Raw genomic sequence first — 23,554 nt, forward strand, 5'->3', positions numbered from 1 at the left:
TGAAACATCTTTTTCGCAGGCTTGTTTTTACCTTAACTACCGTGTTCACCCGATTCAAATCCCGAATGTTATGAAAAAAATACTCCTTGCTCTTGGTTTGGTTATGAACGGAATGCTTTCTTATGGTCAAAGCTGCTGTGAAGAAGCTACTGCAACCTGTCACGAAACGAAGGATCAGGCCAAAGGGCTGGCTCCCGATCCCATGCAATTGATGGCTTCTACCAAAGAGTTTCAGGCTATGCACGTAGAACCTCTACCTTTCACCTTCGTTAGTAAGGCCGGTGGCGAAATGATCAAGATGGATGCTCCCGACGGAAAAGCGGCAAACGGCTTTTTCATCAAGGCTAAAAGCCCCTCGAACAAATATCTGCTGGTCTATCAGGAATGGTGGGGCCTGAACGATTACGTAAAGCAGGAAGCTGAAAAGTACTACAACGAACTGGACGGCAAGGTAAACGTACTGGCTCTGGACATGTACGACGGCAATGTAGCTACCACCCGCGAAGACGCCGGAAAATACATGAGTCAGGCGAAACCCGAGCGTCTGGAATCAATCATGAAAGCGGGCATTAACTACGGTGGACCCAAAGCTGAATTTGCGTCGATTGGCTGGTGCTTTGGTGGCATGCTTTCCCTGAAGTCCGCCCTGCTGGAAGGTTCACAGGCGGTGGGTTGCGTGATGTATTACGGTCGTCCGGAGCAGGATATTGATAAACTGAAAGCCTTGAAAACAGACGTGATCGGTTTCTTCGGTAAGAAAGACAAAGGCATTCCTCCAACCGTAGTGGAGCAGTTCGAGAAAAACATGAAAATGGCTGGTAAAAAAATCGAAGTGAAGATGTACGATGCCGACCACGCCTTTGCCAATCCTAGCAACCCGATCTACGACGAAGCCGCTACGAAAGATGCCTTTCAGCATTCGTCGGAATATCTGAAGAAAAAGCTGCTATAAGTTTTCGGTTTGCTGTTTGCAGAATTTTTGCCACGAAGGTACCAAGGCACGAAGTCTCACGCAGTAATAAGCTCAACGTGAGACTAGTTTCTGAAAACAGAAAACTAAAAACTGAAAACTAAACCGTCCGTACTTTGCGTTACTATCCTGTAAACGACATGATCCAATGAAAAAGCTGATATTCACGTTACTGATTGGAGCTATGGTGTTGCCTGAGTACGCCTCCGCTTCAGCTCCAAGCCCTTCGTCGGGCACCACGGTACAAACCGAACAGGCCCACGCTCGGAAGCGACGGTCGTATCGCAAAAAGAAAGGTTTCATGTGGGGTTTGTTCCGGAAAAAAGACAAAGGCTGCGGCTGTCCCAGTTATAAATAATTGAAACGTACTTTCTATCGTTAACCTGTCTCGCAAGGACAGGTTTTTTCATTCTCGACTGTACCTTTGCTTTTCGTTTTTCAGCAGAGAATTCTTCCGATGCGTTCTCTGATTTTCATACATGGTCAACGTCTCTAGTTGTGTTGACTGCCAACGGTTAATTATTCCCAATGAGCAAATATTTTCATTTAACGGTAAAAGAGGTCGTTCGTGAAACGGAGGATACCGTTACGATTCACTTCTGGCACCCACCCCACGCCACTATTCCGTATAAAGCTGGTCAGTTTCTGACATTGATCGTCACCGTCGAAGGCAAAAAATTACGTCGGGCGTACTCCATGTCCAGCTCGCCCACCAAAGATGCTTCCATCGCGGTTACGGTCAAACGGCTGCCCAATGGTTTGGTCTCCAATTACCTCAACGATCAGGTAAAAGTGGGTGATGTCATCGAAGTGATGGAGCCGATGGGCCATTTTGTGTACGAGCCGCAAGCCCAGAAAACGGGCGGTCTGAGCTTTTTCAAATCCAACAAAGGCCGTCATCTGGTGTTTTTCGGTGCGGGTAGTGGCGTAACGCCGCTAATGTCGATGATCAAAACGGCCCTGCCCGGCGAACCCCAGTCTAAAGTCACGCTTTTTTACGGCAGTCGTATCGAAACGGGGATCATCTTCCGTGATCAGCTTTCGCAGTTGCAGGACCAGTACGGCGATCGCCTGGAAGTGGTGCACGTACTGAGCCAGCCCCAAAGCTGGGATGAACGTACGGGTCGGATTAATCAACAGGCGGCCATTCGTTTATTGGACGAATTCGGTGTGAACGCCCGTTCGGCGGAATACTACATCTGCGGACCCGACGGCATGATGGAAGAGGTACAGAACGCCTTATCCATTCTCGGTGTAGCTAAAGATCAGGTTCACAAGGAAAGCTTTGCTCCCTCGAAAGATACACACGGGGAAGTCGTGGAAGATGAAGACGATAGTAAACTCAAAACCCGTAGCGTGACCATCATCTACGAAGGGGCTGAATACAAAGTGGAGGTAAAGCCTCACCAGACGATTCTGGAAGCAGGACTGGAAATGGACATTGATCTACCTTACTCCTGCCAGGCTGGGATGTGTACGGCCTGTATGGGTCGTTGCAAATCGGGCAAGGTACTCATGGACGAAGAAGATGGCCTTTCCCCGCAGGAAATCGACGCCGGTTTTGTACTCACCTGCGTAGCCCACCCGCTGACCGAGGGGGTTGTGGTGGAAATTGAGTAAGCGTTTAGGGTTTTGTGTTTAGAGTTTAGAGTTACAACGGCCATGATTACTGGTGCCTCATTTTTGTACAACGATGTTAGAGCACACACATGGTTACCCGATTAGATTGCTGTCGATGCTACGTGGCCCGATAATTAACTCAAAACACGAAACACAAAACCCTAAATTCTCCTAATTCCAAGGTTTAATGCCCCAATACGGATTACGTTGAGCCTTGATACTGTCTTTGATGTGTTCTTTAATGATCCGGTCGCGTTCGGCCAGATTGATCTTCTTTCCTTTCATTTTCGGTAAGACCAATTGCTTCGGCTCTACTTTCTTCAGGTCAATTTTTGTAGCCGTTACTACGGTGACTCCATCATTATAATCTAGTTCCAGAATGATTCCCGGCAAGCCAAACAACCGTTCGGGACCCGCCGACACGGGTAAATCATCGGCAAACCAGGCTACAATTTTCTGCTGATTGGCCGGGTCTTCCATCTCCGCTTTCATGCACACGTGGCCCGCAACGTCTTTCAACTGATTCAGTATTTTCCACTTGGGAATTTTGAGTGAATCCTGAATCAGGTAGGTTTTGCCCCCCATTTCATGCCATTCCGTAATAATCTCCTTGTCAAAATCCCGTTGGACCAGGTAGTCGTCCTGCCGCCACGACCAGCGACCATCGTCGGTTTCGCCCTGTTCGCTTTCATAGGTGTACACACTTTGAGCGGGTGTAAAGACCAGTTTTAGTTTCGTTTTCTCTTCGTCGTCGTTCCCCCACATCATCTTTGCCCGATCCTTTTCTTCCTGACTCAAAAAAGGCAGTTTGGCGATGAGCTTGGTCCAGTACGTTTTCCGTTCGTAATTCACGACCCCTTCAATGTCCTGAGCCTGTACCAGCGAAAGCGTTGTTACGAGCAGGATCAGGGTTTGTATGACTTTCTTTTTCATTGATTCGTTGAATACAGTGCTTGACTTAGAACCCACCATTATTACGCAGATTGGCTTTGATGCCCCGCATGTTGTACGTATAGCTGAGCATGAAATACCGGGTAATGGTTTGTACCTGCGTCTGGGTAAAGAAGTTGCCGGAGGCTCCCTGGTTGATTCCGAGGTTGCGGCGGAAGACATCGTAGGCCGACAGGCGAATTTCTGACTTCTTGCTCTTACCCAATAACTTATACACGGCCATGTTCAAAATTGGGATGTTTTGATCCAGTCCGAAGCGGTCATTTTTGTAAATGTTGTAGTTAAAAGTCGCGTTGAAATACATGCTCCAAGGACCTTTCACGTTCATCTGCCCGCTGTAGCTGGAATTCCAGATGTTCTGATTCTGGCCCGTATTAATCGAATATTTCACCAGGTTATACGACCAGTTGGCATTTCCGTAGAACGTAAAGTTTTCGCTCGGCGTCAGGTCCAGGTTGAGTCCCCAGTTATAACGATTACTGTTGGTCCGGTTCTGGATTTCATTAATAAGCGTATAGCTACGACCAAAGTTAATACTGGTATTTAACCCAATGTTAGCCTTGTTTTTCTTCAGTGGGAAACCGACGTTCAGGTACGTTCCATAATTCTGTCCACCCGTCAGGTTAATGGGTTTCGTGCGGGTAATCAGCAACGAGTCGATGGTTTGGCTGTAGACGACCTGATTGACGTTGTACGAGTAGTTGATGTTTCCAAAAAACCGCGTGAAGGACGACGGGTTAAAATACTGAAAACCGGCGTACGCGTTATGACTGACCGTAGGTTTCAGGTCCGGATTTCCCTGCGTAATGTAAAGCGGGTTGGAATAATCAATGATAGGTTGCAGATCACGAACCGAAGGCTGCTGCACGCTGCCGGAGTAATCCATGTACAGGTAGCGGTTGTTTTTCAGATCGATGTTCATATTAACACCGGGTACAACCACCGTATAGGATCGATCGACATTCATGAATTGGCTCGCGTTCTGATCCGTTGCAAACCGTCCCGAAATGTTCATTTGAATACCCGCCAGTCCGGCTCCGATGTTGAGGCCTTTGTAGTTGTAGCGAAAACCCGTACCCAGCCGGTTGTGCATAACCTGATTGGTGTAGTAGCGACTCAGCGTATCGTTTCGCCGATTACCTTCCTGCTGGTCATACACGTTGCGGTCTACCTTATCCTGCCGTACTCCGAAGTTATAAAAACTTTCCCAGGCAATTCGTTTGGTCACGGGCTGTACGTAGAACAAGCTGGTCCTGATCTGATTCTGACGATTGGTGTTGTCCGTTAGCAGGTTGAGCTGACGGGGCGGCAAAGCACCTGTTTCAGCCGGCACAAAGAATTCATTGTCCGATTTTTGCAGTCCGTCTGCATCGCCATTGTTCAGATTGAAAGTAGCACTGGCGGCAAAGCTTCTGCCTTTTTGCTTGAATTTATGCCGGTACAGGGCCGAACCAGAGAAATTGATCGTCTGGCTGGTGTTCCGGTTATCCTGCGTGGTCTGGCTCGTCAAACGTCCTCCTGACCGCAGGTTTTCTTCCTGTTTACCCTGGGTATACGTCTGGTTATTGATCGTACCGTTCGCAATCAGAATCAGTGTATTGAGTGAATCGAGATTATCCTCGTACCGTAATTGTACGCGGTGGTTATCATTTTTCGTGTATTCATTAGACGTCGTATTGGTCTCGAATTCATTATCTGCCAGAATGCTCTGCCGTTTGGAAACCTGATCGATCCAGTTCCGACGCTGGTTATAGTAGTAGTTGGAGCTGAATTTTTTCTTCTTGGTTTCGTAGTTGTAGTTCAGACCCCCGGCGTACGAATTGTTGAAACCCCGGTCGCCGCCCCCACCATTCATAATGATGACGTTGCCGCCCTGAATGATGACCCCATCGCCGCCGCCGTCACTGCCGGTCAATCCTCCGCCGAAGCCAAAATCCGTTTCATCCCAACGGTAGGCTGAACTACCGTAGAAATCCTGACGGTCATCCCAGCTCATACCCGATTGATTGATATTGTTGCCGAACCCAACGACAGCAAACTGCTGCTTATCGTCGAATTTGTTGTAGTTCCCCCGAACATCTATGCGTTCGTCCGTACCCACTCCTGCTTTGATCTTTCCAAACCCTCCTCTTTTATACTCTTCTTTCAAGGCCAGGTTGACGGTTTTTTCTTTCTTGCCGTCGTCAATACCCGTTGCTTTCGACTGCTCGGACTTACTGTTATATACCTGGATTTTATCAATGGTTTCGGCTCCCAGGTTCTTGGTAGCAGTTTTAGGATCGCCGCCAAAGAAGTTCTTCCCATCAACGGTTACGCGTTTCACTTCCTGCCCCTGAGCCCGGATACTCCCATCCTGTTCAATCTGAAAACCGGGCAATCGCCGCAGCAGATCTTCTACCGTTGATCCCGGTGGTACTTTAAAGGAGCTGGCGTTGTATTCAATGGTATCACCGCGAATGTTCAAAGGAGCTTTTGCCGTTTTCACGACTACTTCAAAGAGCTCTTTGGAAATGGGCTTCATGGTTAGCTCACCCAAATCCGTAACCGCTGCCTCGCCGGGTGTAAACTCTTTCTGAAAAGGTAAATAACCGGTGTAGGAAGTCTTGAGCAAGTACGTTCCCCGCTTCACATTCTTGAATTCAAACGCTCCTTTTTCGTCCGCCCGGGCGTAGCTCACCAGAGCCGAATCCTTGGGCGTTAATAACATGACAGTCGTGAAGGGTAAGGCTGCATTTGTCGTATCGACCATACGGCCCTTCACCACCACACGCGTTTGGGCATGGGCACAAAAAGCCAGTAAGAGCAGAAAGGTACTCAGTAGAAGGTAACGCATAAAGAAGGTTTAGATAGGGAGGAGTTCAATCAGAGGGCTAAAGATGAACGAGATTTTTAGTTTAACAACGAATAGATTAGTTAAAATGTGTTAAACGGAAAATATCGTTGCTTAATGGCATTTGTTGGAAAGATGAGAAAAGTAAAGGCAAGGTTGCATTCCATTGTATGAATTTATGTTAAATCTATCTTCTTCAGATAAAATATAATATTCCTCTTTATAGACATGATTAGAAAATGGACATTACTCTAGCTCCTACTTATTGCTTTCAGGAAAAATTAGAATTTAAAGATTGTTTTTAGGGAAGGCTGTTTTTATTTTGTCGCGATTCAACTTTATCCAACGCTACTATGAAATTCTTTATTACTGGCTTTTGTATACTCTTATTTTCATTCGTTTTCTCGCCGGTACAGGGGCAAATTCAGGCCGGCATATACGGCTCTTATGAGATAAAAACGCCTAAAGATCCAGCCTTTGAACCCATGTGGGGATTCGGATTACAGGCTCGCTATTTTGTCAATTCTAAATTTGCTGTAGGTGTAACCGCTACGCGATTTGCCCGAAAGGAGATATTAATTCCTGGTCAACCTGACCCTTCGGTACCAGAAGAATACATCAGATATGTTCTCACCCCAGTTACAGCTACAGCGGAGTATTTTTTAACAGAAAAGGGAGTTAAACCTTACGTGGGCCTTAAAGTCGGTGCTCATTTCCGAAAAATAGACACTCGTTACGCAAAGGATACTGATTCATTCTTTGGCTTATCGCCGAAGCTTGGATTACAAATTCCCATTCAACAGGACATTTCGTTATTTGTTGAAAGCGAATATAATGTTCTACTTCAAAAGAAAAAATACATAGACATTGGCTTGGCTAGGACTGAGCGTTATTTGCAATTCAATGCAGGGCTTGTGTATATTTTTGGTAAGAAATAGATATAAAAAGAGCCGACTTATGGATGAGTCGGCTCTTTCATTTAAACCTTATCGCAAATACAAATTCCCCAACGCATCATACGCCATTACTTCTTCACTCACTAATTCCCGAACAAGTAACAGAAAAGCGTTTTCATTCTTCGGAGCTAAACGAGCCACTAATTGCTGAATGGTAATGGGTCCACTCGCTAATGCATCTACGATTCGTTGCTTTTCCTGCGTCATCGAGCCCGCCGTTTGACGGGCTTTTTTTCGAGCCACGCAGGTATCACAAATCCCGCACTCGTAATCGGTAGACTCGTCAAAATATTCGAGTAATAGCTGCGTTCGGCAACGGGTCGTGTTGCCCACGTATGCAATCATGGCCTGTACTTTGCTCAAGTCGCGGTCGCGGCGGGCCGCAATGGCCCGTACCGAAAGCGGCAGGCCAGCGGCATCGTACCGGGCCGTAATGAAGGTTAGCTGCGGTTTGGTTTTTTGCGGATCGTATTCAATCACATTCAGTTCTTCGAGCCGATACAACAGCGTCCGTACTTCGGCTTCTGGTACCAGAAAAGCTTTAGCGATGGCGGATTCCGAAATAATCAGGTATTCCGTAAATAAGGCTCCGCCGTACATCCGTAACAGCAGTTTCGTGAAGCCATCAAAGCGTTCGTTGCGTACCTGAAATTCGTATAATTCGCGGCTATTGACCGTAAAATGCAGTTTGGACGGATTGTGATACGATTCACTCATCTGAATGAATCCCTCACTTTCCAGAATTTTCAGGGCGTAGTAGGTATCGGTCGTAGCCAGTCCGAACGTCGATTGAAAGTCATTCAGATCAAAATCGTAACTACTCCCCTCACCCGCTCCAATGGCCAGCCGGAAATAATTCGCCAGACATTGGTAAACCCGGCGGACAAAATCCAGTTCGGGATACTGCTGCTCTACCTGTTTAACCAACTCTTTTCCATCCCCCGGAGCTACCAGAGCTACGGCGTAGGCTTTTTCCCCATCCCGACCGCCGCGTCCGGCCTCCTGAAAATAGGCTTCGAGGGTATCCGGCAAATCCAGGTGAATGACCGTCCGCACGTCGGGTTTATCGATCCCCATCCCAAAGGCATTCGTCGCCACCATCACCCGTATACGCCCCTTAAGCCAGGCTTCCTGCCGCATGGCTCGGTCCGAGGCACTTAAGCCCGCGTGATAAAACGTCGCCGGAATACCCCGGCGGCTGAGTTCGTTGGCAATGGCCTGCGTACGGCGGCGGCTCCGGGCGTACACCACGGAGGTACCGGGGACATTGGTAAGGATTTTCTGTAAGCGTACTTCCTTATCTTCCGTCGTAATAATCGAATAGGAAAGATTAGGCCGGGCAAAGCTTTGCTGAAAATCCGCTCGTTCCGCATGGCCAGTTTTTGCACGATGTCGGCTTTGACTTCTCGTGTAGCCGTGGCCGTCAGAGCCAGCAAGGGCAGCTTGGGGAAAAGCTCCCGGAACTCAGCGATTTGCAGGTACGGTGGTCGGAAATCGTAACCCCAGGCCGATACGCAGTGGGCTTCATCCACTGCAATCAGGTTGATTTTCATTTGCTTGGCCCGTACCCGAAACAGCTCGGTTCGCAAACGCTCGGGTGATACGTACAGAAATTTCACATCACCGTAAATACAGGCATCCAGCGTATGATCAATCTGTCGGTAGCTCATGCCCGAGTACACGGCTTCGGCGTGAATACCGCGTTTTCGCAGGTTTTCCACCTGATCCTTCATCAGGGCAATCAAAGGCGAAATGACGAGGCACAAGCCCGGCTGAGCCAGGGCCGGCACCTGAAAGCAGACGGATTTTCCTCCTCCCGTGGGCAGCAGGGCCAGTACATCATGCCCGGCCAGTACTGATTCAATAATTTCCCGTTGCATGGGTCGAAAAGCATCGTACCCCCATACCTGCTTTAATAGTTCGTCAATCGTCATGGTCAAAAGCTACCTCTTTTTCCAGTTTTCCAGGCTCCTTAAATTTTGTCCAAAAATAACACGAGCTTGTGCCGCGTTTGACTATAAAATCGCGTAATTGAAAGAGAATCCTTTCTGGGTTCTTACGCAAGGATTGTAAAAACAATTCACAGATAGAATTTGTATCGTTAGAAAGATTACCTTACTCGTGCTATGAAAAAAATTTTACTCTTATGTTTTTGCTTGGTTAGTGGACTGACCTGGGGTCAGAGAACGTTGCCACAAGCCAAGAAAATTCGTACGACTGCTTCCTCTGACCTGATCTTCTTACCCGCGAAAGGAACCGTTTGTTATTCAACCGGTCAGACCGATAGTCGTATTGGTCCTCCACCGGAATTTCTGCGGCGACGCGGCGGACGTACCACCGCGACGACAGCCCAGATCATTGTCGAATACGAAGGTTTTTCGGATAGTGCCCGCACGGCTTTTCAATACGCCGTCGATATCTGGTCTTCCCTGATTGTATCCCCCGTTCCCATTCGCGTTCGAGCCATCTGGACTAACCTGGGCGGTACTGCCAACGGATCCATCGTGCTAGGTGGGGCCCGCCCGTACGCGTACGTAGCTGGCGTGCAGGGAGCCCTGAAAGCAAACACCGCGTATCCCATTGCATTAGCCGAGAAACTAGCCCGTCAGAATCTCAACGGCGATCAACCCGATATTTACTGTCAGTTTAATAGCAACAGTCAGGTAAACTGGTATCTGGGTACGGATGGAGCGGCCAACGGTTCACGGGGTCGTCAGGATCTGGTCACCGTCGTCACGCATGAGCTGGGCCACGGTTTAGGCTTTACGAGTTCTTTCTACGCTGAAAACCCAATCGGCGTCTGGGGCAATGATTCGAATTACGGCTATCCCGAAGCGTTCGACCATTTTGTAGTGAATGCTACTAATCAGCAGCTCATCGATCAAACGCTATTTAGCAATCCTTCCAACGAGTTGTACCGACAACTGACCAGTAACAACCTGTTCTTCAACGGACCCCTTGCCACGCAACGCAATGGCGGTACGAAACCGAAACTATACGCTCCCACCACTTACAGCGTCGGATCAAGTATTTCACACCTCGATGAAACGACCTACCGTACGGGTACGGCCAATGCTCTGATGACGCCCTCGCTGGCCCGGGGAGAAGTCAACCAGAATCCGGGTCCCATCGTCATGAACATCTTTACGGATATGGGTTGGAAATCTACCTCTATCCTGCACGAACGCCTACGGGATTCGGAAGATTTACTCGGACGACCCATTACCTTCCGGGCAACGGTCGTTAGTGATACTACGTTGAAAGGGAACGTACGGCTTTCCTACACGATCAACGATACGACCCGGGCGAATGCGACAACTGTCAACATGACCCAGTCGGGTTCGGAATATACGTATACGCTGGCGGCGGCGAATACCCCCCGAATCATCCGTTACTGGATTACGGCCGAGGATAATTCCAACCGCGTTTTCACTAGCCCCGCCGAAGCTCCCGGCCGGGCTCTCTGGACCTTCCGCATTGGTACCGACAATACGCCACCCACCATTACGCACGTTCCCCAATCAACGATTTTATCCACAGCAGATTCGCTGATTCTGACTGCCGATGTTTTTGATGACTTTGATTTTGGTATTGATACCACTTATATTGATTATCGGATCAATGGCGTAGCTCAGCCTTCGGTACCCATGCCTCGCTTAGGCTACTACGTCACCAATGGCGTTCGCAGCAACAACATCTACGCGGTCGGCGTACTAACGTTTGCATCGGGACGAATTAAAGGCGGCGATAAAATTGAATACCGAATCGTAGCTCGTGACCGGTCTAAAGCCCGTAACCAGGCTACACTACCGGCCACGGGGTACTTCACCGTCAACGTAGCGGGCGTGGGTACTGCGGTTTCGGAGTACGTCAATGATTTCAATGCGACGACCGCAGCGAATGATTTTTCGGGGAATGGATTCCAGATTACTACGCCGACGGGTTTTCTTGATGCAGCTATTCATTCCGATCACCCCTACGTCGATGGCCCCGCCAGTCAGGGTTACGAAGCGAACTATACCTATATCTTACTGAAGCCCATCCGGCTTTCGGATCAGGACCCCTTTATTCGGTTCGATGAAATCTGTCTGGTCGAACCGGGAGCCGCAGGTTCTATTTTCGGTAGTTCCGACTTCTATGATTATGTAGTAGTGGAAGGGTCAAGGGATGGTGGCAAAACCTGGGTACCCTTTGATGAGGGCTGGGATGCCCGGGCCAACAACGAATGGCTCACGGCCTATAATTCGCAACTCGTCCGGGCGAACGGAGCCGAAAACTCTACCTACGCCGGTACGGCAGGCCTGTACAAACGCCGGGAAGTCAACATGCTGGGTTCGGGTTATTTCAGTCCGGGGCAGCAGGTACTGGTTCGTTTCCGCTTATTTGCCGATCAGCTTTCGCATGGCTGGGGCTGGAGCATCGATAATTTATACATTCAGCGGGCAAAACCGGTCGTTACTTCAGTGGAGCCTACGCTGCAACGGGCCACGATAGCGGTATCTCCGAATCCTAGTAATACGGGTGAATTTTTGGTGGAAGCGGACTTTCCTTCAGTCACCCAATCGTTAGGTCTTTCCGTAACGAACCTGTTCGGCCAATCGCTTTATCAAAAAACCATCGCCAATCCGGGTTCCTTGCGGGAACGCCTCCCGCTGACGAACCTGCCCGCGGGTACGTACCTGATTCGCTTCCAGACGGATGCCGAAGTCATTACCCGACGGGTCGTGATTGCCAAATAAAAACGAACGCTTACGAAAAGCCGGGTGCCTTCCTCACCCGGCTTTTTTGTGCTCCTTACACTCTTTCTTTAAACTAGTGACGCGTACCTTTAAGGCACGAATTACCCTTTCTCCCATGAAATTTCTCTGGTATTGCCTCCTTTGCCTGGTCCTGCTTGGGCAGTCTTCCTGCCGCGTCAGTCGTCAGCGGCCGTCGCTTACTTTGCTGGATACGCTCTGGCAGTCGGCTGCCTTTCAGCATCACCACGCCGGACTGATGATTCTGGATGCGGATACCCGCAAGGTGGTCTACCAGCACAATGCCGAACGCTATTTTGTACCCGCATCCAACACCAAGCTTTTTACCTTTTATGCGGGAATGAAAATGCTGGGCGATTCGGTCGAAGCCCTGCGATACGTCGTTCAGCAGGATTCACTGATTTTCTGGGGTACAGGCGATCCTTCACTGCTCAATCCTAATCTGCCGAGTACCAAAGTGGTGGATTTTCTGCAATCCCGTCCGGAAAAGCTGTACTTCTGGCCCGGCAATCCGCTCCTTAAACCCTACGGCCCCGGCTGGGCCTGGGATGACTACAACGACTATTACCAGGCCGAACGAACCAGCCTTCCCGTATACGGCAATGTCGTTCGGTTTACCCGAAAATCGGCCCAATCGGTACAAGCCAATCCCAGCCAATTCCGGTATACACTGGATACATTGCGTCGGGATTTTCAGGTTCGCAGGGCGGAAACCGAAAACCTGTTTTACGGTACGAAGGCACCGATTCCCCTGCGGTATGAACAGGACGTACCTTTCCGGACTTCGACGGAAGTAACCCTGCAGTTACTCAGTGATACGCTGCAAAAACCCATTACGTCGTTACCCGCTTTTACGTCGAAAGTATACCAGCCCCTGCGTTCGGTGGCGAGTGATACGCTTTTTAAACGCATGCTTCAGCCCTCGGATAATTTCCTGGCGGAGCAGATTCTGTTACTGGTTTGTGCCAGACTCGAACAGCCCTTCGATCCCGGTACGGCAATTGATTACATGCTCAACAACCACCTAAGGGATCTGCCCGATGCTCCACACTGGGTAGATGGTTCGGGTCTTTCCCGCTACAATCTCTTCACGCCCCGCAGTATCGTGGCGTTACTGGAAAAACTACTCGCCGAAATGCCCCGCGAGCGGCTTTTTCCGCTACTGGCAGTGGGTGGGCAAAGTGGTACGCTTCGGAATAGCTACCGTTCCGCCGATCGGAAACCGTACCTGTTTGGAAAGACGGGTTCGCTATCCGCCTGCTACAACCTGAGTGGCTATTTGCTGACCAAAACGGGTAAAACACTACTGGTCAGTTTTATGAATAATAACTTCAACCGACCCACGAGTGAGGTACGCAAGGAAGTTGAACGCGTACTCACGGCCATTCACGAGCAGTATTGAAGCAAGCGTTCCGTACTTATTATCCGTATTTCTTACGTACTTTTGTCGCGGAAATCCACAATACATGCAGTCCCAAAAACCTTTCATTGTTGGCATTACGGGTGGTAGTGCGTCGGGTAAAACGTTGTTTTTGAAAAGCCTTTTAGCGGCTTTTCCCCAGGAACAAATCACATTAATTTCACAGGATAACTACTATCGGCCCCGGCACGAAATTCCGCTGGACCGGCACGGTGTCCATAATTTTGATCTTCCCGAGTCCATTGATTTTCAGCAGTACGCTCAGCACATTCACGACCTTCGGGAAGGGAAACTGGTGCAAAAACTGGAATACACGTTCAACAACCCGGAGATTGTTCCGGCCTTGCTGACGTTCCAGCCTTCGCCCATCATTGTGGTGGAGGGCATTTTCGTATTCTACTTCGAAGAAATTGCGAACATGCTGGATCTGAAAGTCTTCATCGATGCTAAAAACAAGGTGAAGCTGAACCGCCGGATTCGTCGCGATGCCGAAGAACGGGGTTACGACATCAACGACGTATTGTACCGCTGGGAGCACCACGTCAAACCAACCTATCAGAAATACATCAAACCCTTCCGGGCTCAGGCGGATATTGTCATTCCCAACAACGAACACTTTGAAAAAGGGCTGGACTTGCTGGTCCATTACCTGAGAATGCTGATTACTACGTCAGGAAGCTCAAATCCGGGTACAATTGACCCTGAACAGGCTCGGTAAAAAGGCTTCTCCGGAAAATTGATTTTTCAGGACTTTCAGACCACTGGCAAAATGCGTTACTTTGCAGGGCATTTTGCGGGATCAAAGAAAGCGGACGTGGTTCGCGAAGGTCACTTGCCTTCCCTCTTTCATCTCTTTTCACGACAGGAAATAACCATAAACTTTTCTCTTCTATGAGTACGATTCAGTACGTACACGCTCGCCAGATTCTGGATTCGCGTGGCAACCCAACCGTTGAAGTAGACGTTCGCACCGAAAATGGCTTCCTGGGTCGGGCTGCTGTACCTTCCGGAGCTTCTACGGGCGTTCACGAGGCGGTTGAACTTCGCGACGACGACAAGTCTGTATACTTAGGTAAAGGCGTGTTGAAAGCCGTTGAAAACGTCAATGAACTGATCTACCCTGAAATTCTTGGTATTTCTGTATTCGAGCAGAACATGATTGACAAGATCATGATCGAGCTGGACGGTACGCCCAACAAGAGCAAACTCGGAGCTAACGCCATTTTAGGCGTGTCGCTGGCAATCGCTAAGGCGGCGGCTCAGGAAGCGGGTCTGCCCCTGTTCCGTTACATCGGTGGTGTTAACGCCAATACGCTGCCCGTACCGATGATGAACATCATCAACGGTGGTGCTCACGCCGATAACGCGATCGACTTCCAGGAGTTTATGGTAGTTCCGGCTAAAGCTGAAACGTTCTCGCAATCCCTCCGTATGGGAACGGAAGTATTCCATGCTCTGAAAGGTGTACTGAAATCAAAAGGATACTCAACCAACGTAGGTGACGAAGGTGGTTTTGCTCCGAACATTCAGTCGAACGTAGAAGCTCTGGAAACGGTATTACAGGCGATTGAAAAAGCCGGTTACCGTCCGGGTGAAGACGTATTCATCGCGATGGATGCGGCCGTATCTGAACTCTACAATGCAGAAACGGGTAAATATATCTTTAAGAAATCAACGAAAGACGAACTGACGTCTTCTGAACTGGTTTCATACTGGACGGAATGGGTGAACAAATACCCCATCATCTCCATCGAAGACGGTATGGCCGAAGACGATTGGGATGGCTGGAAAGCCCTCACCGACAGCATCGGTTCAAAAACGCAGCTGGTGGGTGACGACTTGTTCGTAACCAACGTGAAGCGTCTGGAAATGGGTATCGAAAAAGGTGTAGCCAACGCCGTACTGGTGAAAGTAAACCAAATTGGTTCACTTACCGAAACGATCGATACCGTAAACCTCGGCAAGCGTAACAGCTACAACAACATCATGTCGCACCGTTCAGGCGAGACCGAAGATGCTACCATTTCTGATCTGGCCGTTGCTCTGAATACGGGTCAAATCAAAACGGGTTCTGCTTCTCGTTCCGACCGTATGGCGAAATACAACCAATTGATCCGGATCGAAGAAGAACTGGGCGATTCAGCGTACTTCCCCGGCTTGAAAGCGTTCTAATTCGCTGGCAGTCTTTTGGGCTATGGGCTTGGGTTCTTTTCGGAGAGCTTAAACCCATAGCCCATTTTTTTGTTACAAAGGTGTAATCCCCTCTCGACTATGTCTCGTTTCAAGCCCTCTCAATTTCGTATCCTGGCGGCAATCGTCTGGTTCGTCATGATCTGTATTAGCGACTACAGCCCCCTCAAACAGTGGGAAATGAGTCGTGAACTGGTTGCATTGAAGGAGCAGAAGAAATTCATGGAAAAGGAAATCGTCCGGGTACACGACGAACGAAAAGCCATCAACGAATCGCCCACATCGCTGGAAACGTTTGCCCGGGAAAAGTACCACATGAAAAAGGAAAACGAAGAGGTGTTTGTACTGGTGGATGAGCAGGGGAATCCGGTGGAGTGAGGATTTGAGGTTTCTAGGTAGGGTTGAAGGTTGAGATTGGTTTAAGGGTTGAAACCTGTAAGATTAGGTTTTAGTGCGTTGGCCGTAGTATTTGCTGCGGATGTTGAACGTTGGTAAGCTGTGTCTACCGGGCATACCCCGCATTGCATACGGGGCTAAACACATGGAACCCCTCCGGGGTTGGGGTTTTGATTAAAGAGGTACAACTGGTGCAAGTTTCCAAACTTATACCCACCATTAAGCAGTTTCCAACTGCCCGGTTTTGCAATCCGAAAGCGATTTGTAAAGCTCCCATGCCTTGCCAATGCACAACCGTTAAGTTCCAGATTACAAACCTGGAACAGCGAAGAGCCTACCAGACGATCTGAGCCCTACCGATTAAGTAGCATTATGGATAGTCCCCTTAGATTAACACCCTCTAGTCAGGAAATACTAATTGATCTATTTTCAGCATTGAAAACTGAAAACTGCCCATTAAAAACAATGCAATGATTAACGTTCTTTTTGTTTGCCTGGGAAATATCTGCCGCTCGCCGCTGGCGGAAGCTTTGTTCAAAAAAGCGGTGCAAGAACGCGGTCTGTCCGATCAGATTTACTGCGATTCTGCGGCAACGAGTACTTACGAAATTGGTAATCGTCCTGATCACCGTACCCGCCGGAATGCGGAGTCGCATGGGCTGCAGCTTGATCACCGGGCCAAGCAACTTCGCAAGTCTGATTTTGTGGATTTTGATTACATCATTGGCATGGACGATTCGAACTTCGATAACATTCAGGCCATGTCTCACCAATTCAGCGGGGCATATCCCCGTCACGAGCAGGTATTTCTCTTACGTAAATTTGACCCGCTGGTGGATACGTCCAGCATGACCATTCCTTCCCTGCCCGATCCGTATTACGAGGCGGATGAAGCTTTCGAAGAAGTTTACCAGATTGCCGAGCGTAGTACAAAGAAACTACTGGACTGGATTGTTGAGCAGCATGGCTTAACGGCTCGCCAGGGTTAAGAGCGGACCTTTATCCACCGCTTTTCATAAACTTCTATCCCGATTCTGATTCCTTCAAATTACCTTTGCTCCGAATTCCATTGATAGGTCCATTCTCATCCCCTAAATATCGTGAGCAAAAAAGTTCTCTTAGTCATCCTCGACGGATGGGGCATTGCCAAACAAGGTGAAGAAGACCGTTCGGCGATCATTGCGGCTCAAACGCCTTTCTACGATTCCTTATTTGCGAATTATCCGCATTCTACGCTCGTCACCTTCGGCCCGGCGGTAGGTCTGCCCGTGGGTCAGTTTGGCAACTCCGAAGTAGGTCACATGAACCTTGGAGCGGGTCGTACCGTCAAGCAGAGTCTGGTACGGCTGAATGATGCCATCGAGCAGGATACCCTTCGCCACGAACCCGTATTGGTAGAGGCTCTGGAATACGCCAAGGCGAATCAGAAACCGGTACACCTCATTGGACTGGTTTCCGATGGCGGCGTACACGCCCATATCAATCACCTCAAAGCCCTTTGCAACGTTGCCAAAGACAACGGTTTGCAGGACGTATTCATCCACGCCTTTACCGATGGCCGGGATACCGATCCGAAATCTGGTGTAGGCTACTTAACCGATCTACAGCATTTTCTGCCCACTTCTGTTGGGAAAATTGCCAGTGTTACGGGCCGGTATTACGCCATGGACCGGGACAATCGCTGGGAACGTATCAAGCTGGCCTATGACGTGATGGTGAAAGGCGTAGGTCAACTAACGCCCGCCGATCAGCTGATTCCAACGATGCTCCAGTCCTACGCAGAAGGAGTAACAGATGAGTTCATCAAGCCGATCTTATTGACTGAAAACGACCAGCCGATTGCCACCATTCAGGAAGGTGACGTCGTTCTGTGTTTCAATTACCGTACCGACCGTCCGCAGGAAATCACGAAAGCTTTAACGCAGGAAAATTTCCCGGAATACGGTATGCATACCCTCGACATCCGGTATCTGACGCTGACGAACTATAACAAGTCGTTTACGGGTGTTCATGTGATTTTTGACGATTCCAACCTACCCGCTACGCTGGGTGAAATCATCTCGAAAGCGGGTAAGAAACAAATCCGGATTGCTGAAACGGAGAAATATCCGCACGTAACTTTCTTCTTCTCGGGAGGTCGTAACGAACCTTTTGAAGGAGAAAATCGACTTTTGTGTCCGTCGCCCAAAGTGGCTACCTACGATTTGAAACCCGAAATGTCGGTTTATGACGTTCGGAATGCCTTGGTTCCTGAACTGGAAAAAGGAGAAGCGGATTTCGTATGTCTGAACTTTGCCAATCCGGACATGGTAGGCCACACGGGTAGCTTTGAAGCCGTAGTTGCTGCCTGCGAATCTGTAGATGTGTCACTGAACGCCGTTGTCACCGCCGCCCGCAACAGTGGGTATTCGGTGATTGTACTAGCCGACCACGGCAACGCGGATTACATGATCAACGACGACGGTAGCCCCAATACGCAGCACAGCCTGAACCTGGTTCCGTGCATCTTACTCGACGATGATCACAAAGCGATCAAAGATGGAAAACTCGGCGACATCGCTCCAACCATTCTGGCTCTGATGGGCATTGAAAAACCCGAAATCATGACGGGAGACGTGTTGGTGTAGCAATTCGTTTTCGTTACTTGAATACTAAAAAACGTCTGGACATAAGGTTCAGACGTTTTTTTATGCCTATGCTGTCAACTATCGCGAAGTAAAACTTTGCTGTTCACGCTTGGTATTAGAAATCCGGCTGGTTTGCACAGGCAAGGCACGGGATTATAAATTTCGTTCAGATCGCTCTCGGAATTACAAATCCGAAAGAGCCGCTCCCTTCAGCTTGCTAACGCCGAAGAGGTTCCTTGTACTTGGCCTCGTATGCAATGCGGAGTATGGGTGCGTCCCGCCCGGTAGGCACAGCCTACCAACTTTTGCGTCCGTAGCAAATGCTACGGACAACCCGTGAATCCAATGCGAATCTAGCCATGGGTTGCACCCATGGCTATTCAAATGAAACCCCTCCGGGGTTAAACGGTCATACTTCCCTATTTCATCTAGGCTTGCACTCTGCCTCACTAACCCCGAAGGGGTTCACTGTGCTTAGCCCCGTATGCAATGCGGGGAACGGCCAGCCCGGTAGGTATAGACTATCCACTTTTGCATCCGTAGCAAATGCTACCAACAACCCGTTCCGCTGTCTTTACCGGATTTATCCTACAAAACTGAAAACTCCTCTACACCGCATACTCCTTCCGCCGCCAGAAGTACCAGCCTCCTCCCAACAGAGCAATCAGTACCAGCGGACCGAGCAGATTCAGCACCTGCCAGGCCGTCCGGTTTTCGTCTACCTGTATTTTGTCGAGGGGGCGAAGTTTAAACTCCTTGGTACGGGCCGTAATGACGCCGTTATCGTCAAGCATGTAATCCATCGCATTCAGGATAAAATCCTTGTTGGCGTACACGTGCCGATCCGGACTGAAGCGGTCGAAGCCCAACGGTAAGGGTACTTCCCGCTTTGGATCAAAGTCATTGAGAGCCATATCCCCATCGGCCACCACCACAATTTTTGAAGGCTGATCCTGTACGGCAAAGCCCTTGGCTCGCGGGTCGTCGGGTAATAAGCGATTCCGGAACAGCGACGAGAACTTCCCTTCCAGTAAATACGCTACCGCTTTCGGTCCACCGTTGTACTGCGTCGGATCGGGTTTTCGCCCCGCCTCATTATAGGGAATCACCGCCGGAGCGTGCAGATTTTGCGTATACGCGGAAGTGAATAACAAGGGCGTTTTGCGAATTCCTTCGGCTCCTACCGTATCGAGTGAACCCACGTAACGTCCGTATATGGCATCCAGATTTCGGGTGATGGGCGATTTCCCGAAGGAATTCAGTAACGGATAAAACCGCCAGGGCATTAGCTGAATGTTGGCTTTATCGCCCATCGTTCCAATGTTCAGTGGAATTTCGGCGGACAATAAATCTTTCACTACAACCGGGTTAGCCCGTAATCCGTACCGGAACAGCAGTTCGTCCAGCTTCAGATTCGTCGGTTGAGCGTAGACCCCTTCCCGGCCTACGGAATCCGTTTGTACCTGATCGATGAGGAACATGGCTTTTCCTCCATGCACAATAAACTGATCGAGCTTGAGCTGATCATCTTCCGAAAATTCCTGATCGGGCTTCACAACCAGTACGGCGTCGAGTCCACCCAGATTCGGAGACGTTTGCAGGTTGACCTGATAGATTTCGTAATGCTTCTGCAAAGCCACAATCAGATCCGAAATGCGTACGGGATTGAGTTTCTTCGAAAACGTCGAAAGCAGTCCGATCTTTTTCTTTTCCTTCTGGGTAAGCTCCCGCAGAGCCGTCGCCAACGTGTACTCGATATTTTCCGCCGAGAGATTCAGGTTTTCCTGAGCGGATTTAGAAATGTTGCCTTTCAGTAGTTGAACCGCCGTTTCCTTGTTCTGGTACGTCAGCAACGCTCCCGGCCAGACGAGTTTCTGGGTACGGCTGTCCTGGCCGCCTTCGACCACATTCGTCGGAATCAGCCCCTTTTCAGTCAGACTTTCGTAAAATGCATTGCGTTTCTCGCCATTCGTTTCCGCCGAGGGGTCGATGAATCGATACTCCAGGTGTCCGCCCGACTGAGCTTTGAATTCTTCCAGCGTTTCACGTACGGATTCCCGCAGGTGACGAAAGCCCGGATTTAGGTCACCATCTAGATACACCTTCACGTACACTTCCTCGTCCAGCTGATCGAGCAGGTTTTTAGTCGCATCCGAAAGGCTATACCGTTGATCTTCCGTCAAATCCAGACGAACGTAGAAAAAACTGGCCAGGACATTCAGGGCCACCATTTCAATGATTAAAAGCAGGGGACGCAGGTACTTGGATTTCATAGTGCAAAAATCACGCTTTTTACGGCTTTAGAACTAACGCCCCGCCCGATAAAAAATTTTCTTTCCTTAGATTGTAACCTTTCCCGCACCCTGGCGTATCCTTTCCCGAATTCTGAACCTTAGCCTACTCCATGACCGACGAACAGGCCATGCTAGCCGTCAAAGGAGGAGATCTGGACAAAGCGGCCATTTTGTACGAACGCTACAAAAAGTCGCTGCTCAATTTCTTCCTCTATCGACAACCGTCCCGGGACGTAGCCCGCGACCTTACCCAGCAGGTATTCCTGCGGGTGTTGCGGTATCGGCATACCTTTCGGGAAGAGGCCGTGTTCCGGACCTGGGTGTACGAAGTGGCCCGCAATGTATTTCACGATCACTTGAAAACGGTACGGCTGCAAACGAATGAAATTCCGGAACTACTGGATACGGAAGAGGAGCCGGAAGACCGCCATCAGCAATTACACCAAGCCCTGGGTCAGCTGCCCGATTCGTACCGGGATGTACTCTTACTCAGTCGGTTTCAGAATATGAGTTACGAAGAAATTGGGCAGGTACTCGGACTGTCGGTAGCGAATGTGAAAGTACGGGCCTTTCGGGGCTTACAGAAGTTACGTGAATTGTATTTCCAGTTGAATGAATAAAGTCAACCAACGCATACGCTCGTGGAAAAAGATACGGTGATTATTGATTATTTGCTGGGACGCCTGCCGGAATCCGAACGGCTGGCCTTTGAGCAACAACTCGACGCCGACCTGCCCCTCAAGCAGGAAGCCGACGGATTACAGAAAATCTGGTACGATGTTCAGCAGCAGGAAGTCGAGCCGGATGCCGGAATGGATACGTCTTTCTATGCTCTGCTGGATCGGGAAAAAGAAAATCAGGCCCTTGAAAAAGCTCGCCAACAACCTCTCAAGGTCTTACCCCGCCGACGCTCTTACTGGCCTTATGCCGCTGTACTGGCCGCTTTCGGACTGATGTTCTGGCTGGGTCGCCTGACGGTTACGCCTACGGTACGGACGCTTACCGTCGAAAAAACGGTCATGCAACCGTTAACTACGCCGCCTTCGGAAGAAGTTGCCCAGATAGAAAAGCCGAAGACCGGGCAACCTAAAGAGACGTCGCTAACGAAAGTACAGCAGGAAGTAGCCACGCTTCGTAAGGAACTGAAGGTTACCCAGGAACTGGTCGTGCTGGGCTTGCTGCGGAAAGAGTCGGCGGCCGAGCGGCTGAAGGGCTTACAGTACGCCAGTCATTTGCCCGAGTTAAAACCGGAAGTATTACGCAGTCTGGTACGAACCCTTCGGCAGGATGAGAATATCAACGTACGACTCGCCGCCATTGAAACCTTACGGGCGTATGGACAAAATCCTAAAGTTCGGGAAGCCTTTCTGGCCCGGCTGGAAACCGCCTCCGAAATTCCTGAGCAACTCAGCGTCATGGAAACGCTGGTGGGCTTACGCATCCAGGAAGCTCTGCCCCAACTCAAACACCTGACCGAAGACGAAACGGTCGATCCCCTCATTCGCCAAAAAGCTCAGCAAAGCATTCAACTATTAACCATTTAATGTCATGAAAAAAGGATTTATCGCGGGTTTGATCCTGCTGAGTAGCAGCCTTTTCGCTCAGGAAAAACCGAGCACCCAAACCTACCGTACCACCTTCGCGGGGAAGAAAGTCGTACTCCGGATTGAACATGCCAACGTAACGATCCAGGGAACGGATGGTAACGAAATCCTAGTTGAAGCTCAGGGCATTACGCCGCCGCCCAAAGAAGCCGAAGGCCTGCGACCCGTCGGAGGCGGCGGTACAGATAATACGGGAATAAATCTTTCGGCTCGTACGGAAGGCGATGTGCTCAATCTCACCACCAGTATCCGGCAGGATGGCATCAGTTATGTCATTCGGTTGCCACGCCGTCTGAATGTAAACTGGCAATCCAATAACCGGTACGGCTTCGATGATTCAGAACTATCCATCAACGGAATGCAGGGCGAAATTGAAGTTCGTACGGCTTCCACCGCGATTAATCTGAAAGACATTTCAGGGCCGGTCATTGCGTATTCCTCGATGGGCAAAATCAACGCTCAGTTCAGTAAGGTGAATCAGAGCAAACCCATTTCCTTATATTCAGGCCACGAGTCCATTGATATCAGTCTTCCCGCAGATACGAAAGCTCAGGTAGCTTTATTAACGTCGATGGGTAATGCGTTTACCGATTTTGACATCAAGCCGCTACCAGATTCGCTAGTGAAACGTTCTAAAACCGCCCGAGCCGTTGCCGGCATCGGGGTTAAGGGATCGGCCATTAATATTCGTCGAGAACTAGCCACCGCCGATAAGGCACGCGATTTGGCGGCTAAACAAATAACAGTCGCTGACGGGGAGATCATTTCTGAAGCTACCACCATCAATGACCTTGTTGAGTCTGGAAACGCTGCTGTATTTTTTCCTTCGCCGGGATCTTCGGGTACCCAAGGAGTCATCAATGCTCCCGGCGTTTCCATTACCGTCCATTCCTCCATGGGAAATATCTATTTGCGGAAACGCAAGTAATCGATACCGAG

The 23,554-nt window shown here is 49.5% G+C and carries 19 protein-coding genes; 14 read left to right on the forward strand and 5 right to left on the reverse strand.

Annotated elements, in window-relative coordinates:
* Positions 1–70 precede the first annotated feature (70 nt).
* The 3 genes from BWI97_RS12645 (at position 71) to BWI97_RS12655 (ending at position 2,590) form a co-directional block, all read left to right on the forward strand.
* The gene (locus BWI97_RS12645) at positions 71–952 is read left to right on the forward strand and encodes a dienelactone hydrolase family protein (protein WP_102201242.1); all 882 of its coding nucleotides are present in this window, start codon (positions 71–73) and stop codon (positions 950–952) included.
* 166 nt (positions 953–1,118) lie between these two features.
* Positions 1,119–1,328, forward strand: coding sequence for a hypothetical protein (locus tag BWI97_RS12650; protein ID WP_094810629.1), 210 nt, complete (start codon positions 1,119–1,121; stop codon positions 1,326–1,328).
* A gap of 170 nt (positions 1,329–1,498) precedes the next feature.
* Positions 1,499–2,590 carry a ferredoxin--NADP reductase gene (locus BWI97_RS12655; protein ID WP_094810631.1) on the forward strand — a complete coding sequence of 364 codons (1,092 nt, stop codon included), beginning with the start codon at positions 1,499–1,501 and terminating at the stop codon, positions 2,588–2,590.
* A gap of 171 nt (positions 2,591–2,761) precedes the next feature.
* Here the strand turns inward: BWI97_RS12655 and BWI97_RS12660 are convergent, their stop codons facing one another.
* Together BWI97_RS12660 and BWI97_RS12665 are read right to left on the reverse strand one after the other, a co-directional pair.
* Complete coding sequence (locus tag BWI97_RS12660) at positions 2,762–3,523, reverse strand: GLPGLI family protein (protein WP_094810633.1); 762 nt, start codon at positions 3,521–3,523, stop codon at positions 2,762–2,764.
* Between the two features lie 25 nt (positions 3,524–3,548).
* Complete coding sequence (locus BWI97_RS12665; RefSeq protein WP_102201243.1) at positions 3,549–6,374, reverse strand: outer membrane beta-barrel protein; 2,826 nt, start codon at positions 6,372–6,374, stop codon at positions 3,549–3,551.
* Between the two features lie 350 nt (positions 6,375–6,724).
* On the opposite strand from BWI97_RS12665, the gene BWI97_RS12670 reads away from it, so the two are divergent.
* Complete coding sequence (locus BWI97_RS12670) at positions 6,725–7,309, forward strand: outer membrane beta-barrel protein (protein ID WP_102201244.1); 585 nt, start codon at positions 6,725–6,727, stop codon at positions 7,307–7,309.
* Positions 7,310–7,357: 48 nt separating this feature from the next.
* Here BWI97_RS12670 and BWI97_RS12675 read toward each other — a convergent pair whose 3' ends face one another.
* Positions 7,358–8,578 carry a helicase-related protein gene (locus BWI97_RS12675; RefSeq protein WP_369826567.1) on the reverse strand — a complete coding sequence of 407 codons (1,221 nt, stop codon included), beginning with the start codon at positions 8,576–8,578 and terminating at the stop codon, positions 7,358–7,360.
* Positions 8,485–9,261, reverse strand: coding sequence for a DEAD/DEAH box helicase (locus BWI97_RS29220; RefSeq protein ID WP_369679131.1), 777 nt, complete (start codon positions 9,259–9,261; stop codon positions 8,485–8,487). Before BWI97_RS29220 ends, BWI97_RS12675 begins: the two co-directional genes overlap by 94 nt.
* 192 nt (positions 9,262–9,453) lie before the next feature.
* Here BWI97_RS29220 and BWI97_RS12680 point away from each other — a divergent pair, with 192 nt between their 5' ends.
* The 7 genes from BWI97_RS12680 to gpmI all read left to right on the forward strand — a co-directional run bounded on the left by BWI97_RS12680 (position 9,454) and on the right by gpmI (position 18,717).
* Positions 9,454–12,066, forward strand: coding sequence for a T9SS type A sorting domain-containing protein (locus tag BWI97_RS12680; protein WP_102201245.1), 2,613 nt, complete (start codon positions 9,454–9,456; stop codon positions 12,064–12,066).
* Positions 12,067–12,181: 115 nt separating this feature from the next.
* Complete coding sequence (locus tag BWI97_RS12685) at positions 12,182–13,486, forward strand: D-alanyl-D-alanine carboxypeptidase/D-alanyl-D-alanine-endopeptidase (protein ID WP_146010929.1); 1,305 nt, start codon at positions 12,182–12,184, stop codon at positions 13,484–13,486.
* A gap of 64 nt (positions 13,487–13,550) precedes the next feature.
* Positions 13,551–14,222 (forward strand): uridine kinase, encoded by a 672-nt coding sequence (gene udk, locus BWI97_RS12690; protein ID WP_094810645.1) that lies wholly within the window; start codon positions 13,551–13,553, stop codon positions 14,220–14,222.
* A 173-nt stretch (positions 14,223–14,395) separates the two neighbouring features.
* Positions 14,396–15,676: a phosphopyruvate hydratase gene (gene eno / locus BWI97_RS12695; protein ID WP_094810647.1), complete on the forward strand. Its 1,281-nt coding sequence runs from the start codon at positions 14,396–14,398 to the stop codon at positions 15,674–15,676.
* Between the two features lie 99 nt (positions 15,677–15,775).
* Positions 15,776–16,072 carry a septum formation initiator family protein gene (locus BWI97_RS12700; RefSeq protein ID WP_094810649.1) on the forward strand — a complete coding sequence of 99 codons (297 nt, stop codon included), beginning with the start codon at positions 15,776–15,778 and terminating at the stop codon, positions 16,070–16,072.
* Positions 16,073–16,560: 488 nt separating this feature from the next.
* On the forward strand, positions 16,561–17,079 hold the full coding sequence (locus tag BWI97_RS12705) for a low molecular weight protein-tyrosine-phosphatase (RefSeq protein WP_102201247.1): 519 nt from the start codon (positions 16,561–16,563) through the stop codon (positions 17,077–17,079).
* Positions 17,080–17,190: 111 nt separating this feature from the next.
* A complete protein-coding gene (gpmI, locus tag BWI97_RS12710; protein ID WP_094810653.1) occupies positions 17,191–18,717 on the forward strand; it encodes a 2,3-bisphosphoglycerate-independent phosphoglycerate mutase in 1,527 nt (508 codons plus the stop codon).
* Positions 18,718–19,325: 608 nt separating this feature from the next.
* On the opposite strand, the gene gldG is transcribed toward gpmI, so the two are convergent.
* Complete coding sequence (gene gldG, locus BWI97_RS12715; RefSeq protein ID WP_102201248.1) at positions 19,326–20,990, reverse strand: gliding motility-associated ABC transporter substrate-binding protein GldG; 1,665 nt, start codon at positions 20,988–20,990, stop codon at positions 19,326–19,328.
* Between the two features lie 131 nt (positions 20,991–21,121).
* Between gldG and BWI97_RS12720 the strand changes: the two genes are divergently transcribed.
* Genes BWI97_RS12720 through BWI97_RS12730 form a run of 3 tightly spaced genes read left to right on the forward strand, consistent with a single transcriptional unit; the run spans position 21,122 to position 23,543 of the window.
* Positions 21,122–21,631 carry an RNA polymerase sigma factor gene (locus tag BWI97_RS12720; RefSeq protein ID WP_094811711.1) on the forward strand — a complete coding sequence of 170 codons (510 nt, stop codon included), beginning with the start codon at positions 21,122–21,124 and terminating at the stop codon, positions 21,629–21,631.
* A 21-nt stretch (positions 21,632–21,652) separates the two neighbouring features.
* Positions 21,653–22,555, forward strand: coding sequence for a HEAT repeat domain-containing protein (locus tag BWI97_RS12725; RefSeq protein WP_094811713.1), 903 nt, complete (start codon positions 21,653–21,655; stop codon positions 22,553–22,555).
* A gap of 4 nt (positions 22,556–22,559) precedes the next feature.
* Positions 22,560–23,543: a hypothetical protein gene (locus BWI97_RS12730; RefSeq protein WP_102201249.1), complete on the forward strand. Its 984-nt coding sequence runs from the start codon at positions 22,560–22,562 to the stop codon at positions 23,541–23,543.
* Positions 23,544–23,554: the final 11 nt, after the last annotated feature.

Origin of the sequence: Siphonobacter sp. BAB-5405, from assembly GCF_002872335.1 — a bacterium.
In the GTDB taxonomy this organism is placed as follows: Bacteria; Bacteroidota; Bacteroidia; order Cytophagales; family Spirosomataceae; genus Siphonobacter.